This is a genomic window from Neobacillus drentensis NBRC 102427 (assembly GCF_001591445.1).
GTDB classification, from domain to species: Bacteria; Bacillota; Bacilli; order Bacillales; family Cytobacillaceae; genus Neobacillus; species Neobacillus drentensis.
This window is the reverse complement of sequence record NZ_BCUX01000011.1, coordinates 94,543-106,137: the sequence shown is the minus strand read 5'-3', so window position 1 is coordinate 106,137 and position 11,595 is coordinate 94,543. Positions and strand designations below refer to the sequence as shown.

General features: G+C 36.9%; 13 protein-coding genes. 10 read left to right on the top strand and 3 right to left on the bottom strand.

The window, feature by feature from the left end:
• Positions 1–30 precede the first annotated feature (30 nt).
• From BDR01S_RS07040 to BDR01S_RS07015, 6 genes are all read left to right on the top strand, one after another.
• Complete coding sequence (locus BDR01S_RS07040) at positions 31–1,422, top strand: purine-cytosine permease family protein (protein ID WP_066255420.1); 1,392 nt, start codon at positions 31–33, stop codon at positions 1,420–1,422.
• Positions 1,423–1,747: 325 nt separating this feature from the next.
• Entirely contained in the window at positions 1,748–2,167 is a 420-nt protein-coding gene (locus BDR01S_RS07035; protein ID WP_066255417.1) for an RrF2 family transcriptional regulator, read from the top strand.
• Positions 2,168–2,293: 126 nt separating this feature from the next.
• Positions 2,294–2,680, top strand: coding sequence for an IDEAL domain-containing protein (locus BDR01S_RS07030; protein ID WP_066255415.1), 387 nt, complete (start codon positions 2,294–2,296; stop codon positions 2,678–2,680).
• Positions 2,681–2,829: 149 nt separating this feature from the next.
• Positions 2,830–3,954, top strand: a complete 1,125-nt coding sequence (locus tag BDR01S_RS07025; protein ID WP_082797331.1) for an NADH-dependent flavin oxidoreductase — start codon at positions 2,830–2,832, stop codon at positions 3,952–3,954.
• Positions 3,955–4,212: 258 nt separating this feature from the next.
• Complete coding sequence (locus tag BDR01S_RS07020; RefSeq protein WP_066255412.1) at positions 4,213–4,698, top strand: DUF2975 domain-containing protein; 486 nt, start codon at positions 4,213–4,215, stop codon at positions 4,696–4,698.
• 10 nt (positions 4,699–4,708) lie between these two features.
• A complete protein-coding gene (locus BDR01S_RS07015) occupies positions 4,709–4,927 on the top strand; it encodes a helix-turn-helix domain-containing protein (protein ID WP_066255409.1) in 219 nt (72 codons plus the stop codon).
• Positions 4,928–5,096: 169 nt separating this feature from the next.
• Here BDR01S_RS07015 and BDR01S_RS07010 read toward each other — a convergent pair whose 3' ends face one another.
• Together BDR01S_RS07010 and BDR01S_RS07005 are read right to left on the bottom strand one after the other, a co-directional pair.
• Complete coding sequence (locus tag BDR01S_RS07010) at positions 5,097–5,861, bottom strand: DUF3891 family protein (protein WP_066255407.1); 765 nt, start codon at positions 5,859–5,861, stop codon at positions 5,097–5,099.
• 236 nt (positions 5,862–6,097) lie between these two features.
• Positions 6,098–6,322 (bottom strand): hypothetical protein, encoded by a 225-nt coding sequence (locus BDR01S_RS07005; RefSeq protein ID WP_066255405.1) that lies wholly within the window; start codon positions 6,320–6,322, stop codon positions 6,098–6,100.
• Between the two features lie 262 nt (positions 6,323–6,584).
• Here BDR01S_RS07005 and BDR01S_RS07000 point away from each other — a divergent pair, with 262 nt between their 5' ends.
• Positions 6,585–8,660, top strand: coding sequence for a sigma-70 family RNA polymerase sigma factor (locus BDR01S_RS07000; protein ID WP_066255402.1), 2,076 nt, complete (start codon positions 6,585–6,587; stop codon positions 8,658–8,660).
• Between the two features lie 89 nt (positions 8,661–8,749).
• Here BDR01S_RS07000 and BDR01S_RS06995 read toward each other — a convergent pair whose 3' ends face one another.
• Complete coding sequence (locus BDR01S_RS06995; RefSeq protein WP_066255399.1) at positions 8,750–9,070, bottom strand: DoxX family protein; 321 nt, start codon at positions 9,068–9,070, stop codon at positions 8,750–8,752.
• A 275-nt stretch (positions 9,071–9,345) separates the two neighbouring features.
• Between BDR01S_RS06995 and BDR01S_RS06990 the strand changes: the two genes are divergently transcribed.
• The 3 genes from BDR01S_RS06990 to BDR01S_RS06980 all read left to right on the top strand — a co-directional run bounded on the left by BDR01S_RS06990 (position 9,346) and on the right by BDR01S_RS06980 (position 11,567).
• Positions 9,346–10,131 carry a transporter substrate-binding domain-containing protein gene (locus BDR01S_RS06990; RefSeq protein WP_066255395.1) on the top strand — a complete coding sequence of 262 codons (786 nt, stop codon included), beginning with the start codon at positions 9,346–9,348 and terminating at the stop codon, positions 10,129–10,131.
• Between the two features lie 66 nt (positions 10,132–10,197).
• Entirely contained in the window at positions 10,198–10,842 is a 645-nt protein-coding gene (locus tag BDR01S_RS06985; protein ID WP_066255392.1) for an amino acid ABC transporter permease, read from the top strand.
• The gene (locus tag BDR01S_RS06980; protein ID WP_066255390.1) at positions 10,839–11,567 is read left to right on the top strand and encodes an amino acid ABC transporter ATP-binding protein; all 729 of its coding nucleotides are present in this window, start codon (positions 10,839–10,841) and stop codon (positions 11,565–11,567) included. Before BDR01S_RS06985 ends, BDR01S_RS06980 begins: the two co-directional genes overlap by 4 nt.
• Positions 11,568–11,595 lie beyond the last annotated feature (28 nt).

The window sequence follows — 11,595 nt, the reverse complement described above, 5'->3', positions numbered from 1 at the left end:
CCAAAATACTATATTTCAGGGGGCAGGTCTATGAAAATTGAAACAAGAAGTATTGAGTATATTCCAGCCAATGAACGTCATGGAAAACCAAGAGGATTGTTTTCAGTTTGGTTTGCTGCAAATATGCATATTACCACACTTGTGACAGGATCACTATGTGTCACTTTTGGCTTAAATCTTTTTTGGAGTGTTGTAGCTATTATCCTTGGTAATTTAATAGGAGCCATTTTTATGGCTTCACATTCTGCTCAAGGACCTAAACTCGGTATCCCGCAAATGATTCAAAGCCGTGCACAATTTGGTGTGATTGGTGCCGTGATTCCCTTGATTCTTGTAATTTTCATGTACTTGGGTTTCTTTGCAAGCAGTGGTTTGTTAGGTGCCCAAGTATTGAGCAGTGCCTTAAACCTTAATTTAACTTTAAGTATCATTGTCCTTAATATCATCACCTTTATCGTGACAATAATTGGCCATGATTTGATTCATAAAATGCAAAAGTATTTGACATGGGTGTTCTTTCTTGTATTCATAGCTGCGACGTTTATTGTCTTCCAATTACCTGTCCCGTCAGGCAGCTGGTCTCCAGCTGGGTTCAATCTACCCATCTTTATGTTAAGTGTTAGTGTGGTAGCAACTTGGCAGATCTCATATGCACCCTATGTCGCTGACTACTCAAGGTATTTGCCGATTGATACCAATTATTCAAAAACCTTTTGGTATACGTATGCAGGGACTGTTTTAGGCACGGTTTGGATGATGGTTTTAGGAGTATTATTGACTACAGCCATTCCGAATTTCCTAAGTAATGCCGGTACAAATCTCGCTAATCAGTTTGGAAGTTTCTCGTTTCTTTTATTTGCTGTTATCATCCTAGGTCAGTTCTCCATCAATGTTTTTAATTTATATGGCGCCTTTATGTCAACCATTTCTACTGTTGAGCCTTTTTCAAAAATAAAAGTAACCCCTAAAGTAAGGATGTACTTTATCCTTGGAATTGGAACAGTTGGAACTTTTCTGGCTATTTTGGGTCAGGGGAATTTCTTGTCCAATTTTATCAACTTTATCTTATTTATTAGTTACTTTTTAATTCCATGGACAGCCATTAACCTCATTGATTTTTACGTCCTGCGTCACGGAGAGTATAGTATTAAAGATATTTTTGATATAAATGGAAAGTATGGAAAAGTAAACAAAATAACAGCTATTTCGTTCCTTGCTTCTATTATCGCCGAAGTGCCATTTATGAACACCTCTTTCTATGTAGGAGCTGGTGCGAAAGCAATGGGGGGCGCCGATATAGCTTGGATCTTAGGATTGGTGGTTCCATCCGTACTCTATTATGTATTGATGAAACGAAAATTGGAGGATCTGTCCCAGTTACCTATCCCGTTTGAAGAGAGCAAAACAGAATTGGTTAAGTAATGAAGTAGACTATGAATCACTTCAGGGGACTACCGTTCTGGAGCGCGATTTGGCCCTGAGGCGATCAAAATGTTTATAACTTTTCATTTAGTGCATGTCCCCCGAGCTTACCCTTTAAATTTACTGGGGGACAGGCACAGATATTATAGCTAGGTACTCATCAAAGTGATTAGCAAAAGTAATAAAATAGGAGACATTATTCAGCAAGCAGTAAGGGTATAATTAGGGGCTATAGTGGAATTATTAAAATTGAGTTATCTTTGGTTGACTTTACAAACTGTAAATAATAAAATTACATTAATCTTCTTGAGGAGGAAGCATCCAAGTGAATAGTGATTTTACGATAGCCGTCCATAGTTTAGTTTATCTAGCATATATACCAGATCATATGGCTAGCAGTGAGTCAATCGCTACCAATGTTTGTACCAATGCGGCGCGGATTCGCAAGATCATGAGCTGTTTGCGCAATCATGGATTTGTTAGAACAAAGGAAGGGATTGGCGGTGGCTATATTCTCGACTGTAACTCTCAAGAGGTATCATTGGCAGATATTTATCGTACCGTTTCACGCGGAAGCCTGAAACCAAATTGGTGCACTGGTGATCCGGAGCAAAAATGTATTATATCGTCAAATACACAGGTCGTTATGGATCAAATTTTCAATGATGCTGAATTGTATTTTGAAAAATATTTAGAGAATATTACCCTCAGTTCGGTTTTAGAAAAAATTAAACATTGTCCATGATTTAGTTTTTTCTTTTCTTTATACTGTATATTATATTATTACAGTATAGTGCGTTATTGATGATATACTTTTTTCATTAAAACTAATCTGTAACTTTTTTTATAACATTTAAGGGGTGTAGTGACGATGGCCGATAAATATCTATTTGAATATGGAGATTGGGTCCAGGGGAGGTCCAGAGATGGTGAACTAATTCACGGATATGTTGAAACCGTTGACTCCATTAAAGGACTGATAAAAGTAAACGTTGTCGAATGTGATAATGAAAAAGCGATTGGCAAGTCGATTTGGCTCCATCATAAATCTGCTGAAAAGCTGCTCGATTTAACAGTTAATGATGAAAGTCAGCTTTTACCATTAATCGATTTGGCTTTACAATCAAATGATGAGCATTGGTTCATGGAATTATCAACAAAATTAGCAGCTATAAAAAAAATATCCAAAGTAAAAAACAAGAAACATGAATTTCTAATTAGTGGATATAGAATGAAGAATTTTGATATAAAAAGGTAATTTTCAAATTTTCTACTGAGAACATATTAAAACACTCTTAATCAAGGAATTTGCTTTGATTGAAACGGTAAACTATAAAATAAAGTTGTCAGTGGGCAAAGAAAAATTTTGCCTACTTTACCTAATGAACTAGGCGGAGGAATATAGACATGATGAATGAAAACTATGCACCCTTATTTGAGTCCTATACGATAGGAAAGGGGATCGAATTAAAAAATCGTATTGTCATGGCACCGATGACAAATTGGTCATCCAATCCTGACGGGACCGTCACAGATGCGGAGGTCAAGTACTATCAACGACGTTCCAATGGTGTTGGAATGGTCATAACCGCATGTACCTATGTGACCAGAAATGGAAAAGGATTTCATGGTGAATTTGCTGGAGACCGAGATGAGATGATACCAAGTTTGCGTCGTGTGGCATCAGCGATTAAAGAGGATGGGGCAAAAGCGATTTTGCAAATTTTCCATGGCGGACGCCAGGTTCCACCTGAATTAGTAAATGGTGATGTGGTAAGTGCTAGTGCAGTTCCTTTGGAAGGTGCAGGAAAACCAGTTCCCCGGGCATTGACTGAAACAGAGATCGAATCCATTATTCGTGATTATGGAGAAACTACTCGACGAGCCATTGAAGCAGGTTATGATGGTGTTGAATTACATGGTGCCAATGGTTACCTGATTCAGCAATTCTTTTCCCCTCATTCTAATCGTCGGAATGACCGTTGGGGAGGCACGCTTGAGAAACGGCTTACTTTTCCGTTGGAGCTTGTTGATGAAGTCAAGAGGGTGGTAGCTGAATATGCGAAGGGGCCTTTCTTGGTAGGCTATCGTTTTTCTCCAGAAGAAGCTGAAACACCTGGTATCACGATGGCTGACACACTAGTATTAATAGATGCACTTGCAGAAAAAGACCTTGATTATCTCCATGTTTCATTGCAGGATTTCAGGTCTACGCCAAGAAGAGGAGTGGAGGATACACGTTCACGACTTGAAATCATTCAAGAGCGCGTCGGTGACCGGGTTCCAGTTATCGGTGTCGGTTCGATTTATTCAGCCAATGATGCCTTAGAAGCATTGGAAACAGGAGTCCCATTAATTGCATTGGGGCGTGAACTGATTATTGATCCTGAATGGGTGCAAAAAGTAGAACAAGGTCGAGAATCTGAAATTGTCACCAAAATAAACAAGAATGATCAGCATGAACTGGAAATACCTGATCCCCTCTGGCAGGTAATTATTAATCGGCCAGGGTGGTTTCCAGGAATAGAATAGATCGGTACAATACTTTAACAAGATAGAAACTCCCTCCGATAAAAGAGGGAGTTTCTATTTATTTTTGTAGGAATTTGGCGAATGCATAAAGTTTCTTGAGTGGATTGAGACTATGCACAAAAGATGATTTAATTTACTTTAAATAAAAATGATATTCTGTTAACAATAATAATATAATAGAAAACAATACTAATTTATTGAATAACGATAAATGTTGTGATAAAATCATCTTATCATTAAATAAGTGAGGTGTTTTATATGAATGGTAAACGAGGTTCAACCACTTTCTTAAAGGTAATTATTTTTCTGGCTGGAATTGCAGTGCTTGCTTTATGTATATTTTTAGTGCCCCTTATAGCGAATTTTGCAGCAAGATTGTATCCAAATATTGCCCCAATGAAATATCTCGTTTTCATCGTGATGTATGGAGCGGCTGTGCCTTTTTATTTTGCTCTCTATCAAGCTTTCAACCTTTTACGGTACATTGACGAGAACACAGCGTTCTCGGAATTATCTGTAAAGGCATTAAAGAACATAAAGCGTTGTGCGATTACAATCAGTGGTTTGTATGTATTAGGTTTGCCACTCTTTCGTTTTATAGCAAAGAAAGTTGACCCTCCTATTGGATTAATGGGTCTCATCATCATTTTTGCATCCTTGGTTATCGCCGTCTTTGCTGCTATCCTCCAACGGCTTCTTCAAGAATCGATTAACATAAAATCAGAAAATGATTTAACGGTCTGAGGGGGAGAATATGGCAATTATTATTAATATTGATGTGATGTTAGCAAAACGAAAAATGAGCGTAACGGAGCTTTCGGAGAGGGTTGGAATTACGATGGCGAATCTTTCTATTCTAAAGAATGGGAAAGCAAAAGCGGTTCGTTTTTCAACATTAGAAGCAATATGTAAGAGTTTGGATTGTCAGCCAGGTGATATTTTGGAGTACAAAAGCGACGAAGACACTCAATAAAAACAGACAACAATTTTATTTAACGGGAGTCGAGAGAGAATTTAAGGGATAGTCATTAAACTACCCCTTCTTTGTGTTTATTGATGTTTTTTACACAGAAAATTTCATTGATATTAGTGACAAAAAAAAATATGATGTGATTAGCAATGTTTGCACAGTGGGTTATCGCTTATTTAAACGCTATCTTCCTTATCGTAACAGGGGTATCTTTGTATGCCTGTAAGATGCCATGCCTCTCTATTTGGCCTTTTCTTACATCCCTAAAAGGAAGTTCTACTTCTAATTCACCTTTCAGAGGGGAGAAGGAGAGCGAAACCGTTTCTTGGTTTTTCCAATGAGCAACGATGGGTTTGTCTGTAACAAAAGGAAATAACTGTGGAAATCCATTTCGAAAAAAGGGATGGATCCTTTTATTTTCTCCAGGTTCATTTAAACAAATATAAAGGGAAAGGTAATCACAGAATTTTAACAGATCTAAGTGGTACATTAACGTTTCATTCTTATTCTCGTTTCCCACTATTTGCAATTCCTTTAAAAGCTGCTCCTGTCTTTGCTTTTCTTCATTCCAAAATTCCCTGACTTCGGGCTCTGAAGCATCCTGAATGAATGAAGAATAGTGTAAACTGCATAACAGTCCAGCATACTTGCTCATTTTTTCAACTTCATTCAATCCCTTTTTATAAAAAGAAATTTTCAGCACGATTGGGTAGTCGATAAAAGAGTACGGCTTTTCCGTTTTATCATTCCATACAGGAGACGTATCCAGTTCTATCCAGCCTCGGTCATGTTCTTGGATCGCCAATTGCACTTCTTGAGTTCGTGTCAAATCAAAAAAATAATCATCTTTACAGTTTCGGGAGATAACCCCTGCAATTTTGGCGTGATCATTCTGAGTAACCATAAAATAGCTTTGTTCGCTTTCAACAATAATCATTTTTTGTTAATCCTCGCTTTGTAAAACTACATTTTTTGTATTTCTCTTATTTAATATTTACCACTTAAGGGTCAGACCATTACTGTTTTGTAAAAAGTGGTTCGAATCTGATGTCAATGTATCAGTAAAAATAGAGATAAACTCTACTGGGGCTGTCAGACAATAAGCTCATCCAATCAAAAACTGCCACATACACTAATGTGGCAGTTTAAATTTGTGAGGTAGTAGAATGGAGATTATCCTAATTCTTCGCGTCGTTTTTGCCTATTTCTCTGTAATTCTCCTTGTTTCCAAATGTACTTTTGTATATATAACTTTAAAACATCATTCATCGTCTTTCCGTTTTTTTCCACTGAGTCTCGAAAGTCATCTCTTATATGACGTGGAACGTCGATGCTTAATTGAACAGTTTCGATCTTTAATCCCTTTCCCCTGTTTTTCCCCGTGTTTCCCTGCAGCATTCCTATTACACCCCTTTGTGTTTAAAAAAAGAATAGTTTAAAAACATTAAAAATTTGTAATATTCGTAGTATAAAATTAACAAGTGAAAGCGAATACATAGAAGGAATACTTTTCGCTAAATTTCGACATTTCCTAAGCGACATCATCCATATCACCATAATTAGAAATTAGTCTCCATAAAAATGCATAGGAGGGAAATAATAGTAAAATGTCGAATAAACCATCTTAAAGGAATTTTGATGCAAAGAGGTGAACACTTTTATGATTCCAAAAATAGATTCCATTTCAATCACGACGATAAAAGAAAAAGGCGTAGCATCCATCGTCGATTGGTTCGAACTGCATAAACAATCGTTCTATACACTTGGTTGGTCCTATCTTAGGAATCGCCAGCAAATGGAAGAGCTTTTTTACCGTTCCATTATCAAAGTCCACAAGGAATTGCCTCGATTTAAAAATGAAACATCATTCGAAACGTGGGTTACATCCATTTTTATACATACCTGCCGTGAGCTTTCTGATCATAGAAGTTTACTAGTTTCAGAGGAAAGTGAACAACAAAAGGATTTATTTAATGCACTTGATCAATTGAATGAGTCCGAGAAAGAAGCGATATTCCTTACATATGTAAAAGGAATTTCTCAGGAGGAAGTGGCTCACATTCTCCAAATTTCAGTGAAAAAGATGAAAGATCTCTTGTTTTCCGGAATTCAATCACTTAGAAAAGTAATGGGAGATGGATTAAACTATAATGGCTGCAAGGAGTATCATGAGATTTATATCGATTACTTAGGAAGAAACCTAGATCGGCCGAAAAAGATTGAATTAGAGAAACATATTTATCACTGTCACGACTGTCAGGAGGATTTGGCTACCTTTCAGGATGTCATGTTAACCCTGTCAAATCTTTCTGATAGTCTGGAAGATTTGGTTGTGCCATCCGATTTTATGGAAATCGTCAAAGATAGGCTGGAAGAAAAGGAAAAGCAAAGACAACAGAAGAAAAAGAAACGTGTCAGAAAAGGCCTTTTTATTGCAGGTGTATTCGCATTATTAATTGGAATCGATTTTTTTACGAAAACTTCTTCCAATCTCTACTATACTTGGACAGAAGAAGATCCGGAATTACGTGGCTTTCTTCAACAGGACTTGGGTGAAAAGCTTAATCTGGAATCGGAAAGTAAGGGAGTGAAAATTAAGATCAAGAGTGCGATTGCTGATGATATTCAGACGCTTGTTTTTTATGAAATTGAAGATACAAAAGAAGACAATCAATATGTGATGAATTATGATGATGGAGTTTTGGTGGAGAACCAATATGAAATCATTAGCCCTGAAGCAAATCCAAGGTACTATCCTCCTGACTTTGAATCGGATGTAAATAGAAAGGAAAAGAATGTATATCATGGCAAGATTAGTCTGCTGCCAATCAAGAAAGATAACGGGACAATCAAACTAAAGATCACAAAGCTACAGAAATTGATTCGTGATTCCTCTGACCGGAATCGTATTACGGCTTACGAGAACGTGGAAAATGAAACAGGTGAGTGGAACTTTGAGATTCCTGTAGCCAAACAGCCCTCTATCGAATATGCATTGGGTAAAAAAACAGAAGTCGAGGGAATCCCGGTTCGATTTGATAAACTAACCATTGCTCCTACAGCGACGGTTTTGCAATATGGTATTAATATTGAGAAGTCAGAGAAGCGGATAGAAGCTTTAAATTTTGATAATTTAGTAGTGAATAAAAAGAAAATGAAATCTGATTTGTATGGCGGCATCTCGTATTTTGAAACAAGTCAAGACATGAATTGGAGTACTTTTCAAACCCACTTTGGCCCACTTTTTGGAGAAAAACCAAAAGAGGTCAATGTTCAATTTGAATCGGTTCAATTAGCGTTTGAAGACCATAAAACCATTGAACTGGATGCCTCTAAGGAATATCCGCAAACCTTTGAATATGCAGGTAGTACCATTTCGATTGACAAAGTGGAAGTTGGACAGACGACCAATGTGGTCATTAGCGATCATGAAGTGAAGAATCGAGCATATGAGTCATTTCAATTCCAAATTTTCGGTGAGAATGAAAATGATACTAATACCATAGAGATGGATTCTGAAGGAGTGCTTGTTGATAAAAACGGGGTGGAATACGATATGAATGTAAACCCTGTTTCCTATGAAGAAATCGAGCAACCTCGTTTTTTTGTAACCGTTCAAAGAATGAAGTTAGAGGGAAACAATACTGGAGAGAAAGTAATTCCTAAAAGACTGGAGATTTTTGGATATAGCGCAATGAAATATTTGGATGATGTTGTTAAGATTTCATTGGAATGACAAGAATGAACCCTCAAACTGATGTTTGAGGGGAGTTTTGTTTTTACGGTAAATTGGTAATAAAAATGTTTAGATTCAGCTATCAGAAGCTAATGTTTATAAAGAGAAACCAGCAAAACTAACATAACAATATCTAAACGAGCACCAAAAGCGAATGTAAGTAGGCCGGTATGCAGTAAGGGAACCTTTGTTAAAAGAAGGGCTGCAATCATAATCCCAATTAAAGGTACAACCGCATTTTTTACAGCTTTATTAACCAATAGTAGAATTCCACAGACTATTTCTATTAAAATGACAAGTTTTAACATCAAGTGAGGATAGGGCAGTCCTAATCCAAGAAAATGATTCGCTAATTCGGTACCCATTAATTTCATAAGTGCTGAGGTAATAAAAACATAAGCAACAGTCATCCTAATAAGTTTATTTGTAAATATAATAAAAATCCCCCCTTTATCTATCTTTATGCATGAAGAGGGACAGACCATTACAAAAAATTAACAGGTCTCGAACCGTCCCTGTGGCATATGTCTCCCGTTGAAAATATTCCAGTATATTTATTCAAGAAAAATTATTTATATTCCAATAATTTTTTCTTTTGCTCTTTTTATTATCTGTGGTATATTAATTAAGTAAATTCATTCTATTCTGCAAATAGAAATAATCAGATAATAAAGGGGAGATTGAAGTGAAGAAATTTGGTTTATTTAGCTTATTTTTAATCCTAACTATCTTTATCGCAGCTTGTGGAAGTAATTCTTCAACAAGTGAGAAGGAGAAAGGTGGTAAGGCGGAAAGTAGTAAAGTGTATAAAGTTGGTGTAGATACTACCTATCCTCCATTTGAATTTAAAGAAGGAAACGACTATAAAGGTATCGATATTGAATTAATCAATGCAATTGCAAAAAATCAAGGGTTCAAAATTGAACTTACACCGATGGATTTTGGTGGGATCATCCCAGCGATGCAAGCCAATCAGCTAGATGTAGCTATTGCAGGAATGAGTATTACGGATGAAAGAAAAAAAGTAGTAGATTTCTCAACACCATATTTTGATGCTGGATTAACAGTCGTTGTTAAAAAAGATAATTCAAGTATTAAAGCAGTCGAAGACTTAAAAGGCAAAAAAGTTGCTGTTAAAAAAGGGACAACCGGTGCAAAATATGCACAAGATAATGCTTCTAAATTAGGAATTACCGTTGTTCAATTTAATGATAGTCCTGCCATGTTCCAAGAGGTTTCTAACGGAAATGCAGATGCACTAATTGAGGATTATCCTGTTATTTCTTATGCTATTGCTCAAAAAGACCTTGGATTAAAAATTGTCGGTGATCGCTTAAATGGAGATCAATATGGTATTGCTGTACTAAAAGGGCAAAACGCGGATCTTCTGAAAAAGATCGACACTGGTCTTGCTGAGTTAAAGAAAGATGGAACGTATGATAAAATTATTAAAACGTATTTAGGTGAATAGACTATCGTAAAAGTAATGAATAGGCGCGCTTATAGCGCGCTTTCTTTTTGAAAGGGGATGAATCGTATGGATATTATTTCTGCAGCAATACCAATGCTGTTAAAAGGGCTTCAAGTGACCCTATATATATTTGTAATTGCCATTATTCTAGGTTTTATAATTGGTTTAGTCATAGCATTGTTGAAATTGGCACCCAGTAAGATTTTAAACTGGATTGCTAAGGTTTATGTGGATGCGATTCGTGGTACGCCGTTTATCGTACAATTGTTTTTTATCTATTTCGGTGTGAACTCTTTACATTTGGTTTCCCTAAACAGCACAACAGCTGGTATTGTCACTGTTGCCATTAATGCTGGGGCATATTTTGCTGAGATTATCAGGGCGGGAATTCAATCGATTGATAAAGGACAAACAGAGGCAGCAAGATCTATTGGTTTTACGGGTGCACAAACCATGCGATACGTGGTGCTCCCACAGGCATTTAGAAGAATGCTTCCTACCATTACGAACCAGTCGATAATTAGTTTAAAAGATACTTCTCTTTTATCCGTTATTGGGATCGCCGATTTAACCCAGCAAGGACAAATCCAAGCTTCAGCTACCTTCGAAGCGTTTAAGATTTGGCTGGCTGTAGGTGTTATTTACTTTATCATTATTTATTTATTAACCATTTTAGCTAATTTCATCGAAAGGAGGATTCAGCTGCGATGAGTATGATTACTGTTAAAAACCTAAGGAAATCGTTTGGCAAGGTAGAGGTTTTAAAAGATATCAATGCAATCGTGCAAGAAAAAGAGGTAGTTTGTGTTATTGGTCCATCTGGTTCGGGCAAAAGTACGTTTCTTCGCTGCTTAAATCGCCTCGAGGAAATTTCAGGTGGCGAGGTAGTCATTAACGGACAGGATATAACAGACAATAAGATCAATATCAATAAGGTTAGACAAGAAGTTGGGATGGTTTTTCAGCATTTCAATCTATTCCCTCATAAAACTGTTTTAGAAAACCTCACGATGGGTCCTATTAAAATTCGTGCGACAGAGAAATCAGCTGCCGAAAAATTAGCATATGAGTTACTCGATAAAGTTGGTTTAAGAGAAAAGGCAAAAAGTTATCCAGGCGAACTCTCTGGTGGACAGAAACAACGTGTTGCCATAGCTAGGGCGTTGGCAATGAATCCAAAAATCATGCTCTTTGACGAGCCGACTTCTGCACTTGACCCTGAAATGGTCGGAGATGTTTTAGAAGTCATGAAGCAGCTTGCTAAAGAAGGGATGACAATGGTGGTTGTTACCCACGAAATGGGCTTTGCACGTGAAGTTGGCGACCGGGTTATTTTCATGGACGGCGGCTATATTGTTGAAGAAAATGAACCGAATGAATTATTCAGTAACCCTCAGCATAACCGGACCAAAGCATTTTTAAGTAAAGTGTTATAGACGATAAGTTTTTTTAGGTTGAATTGAA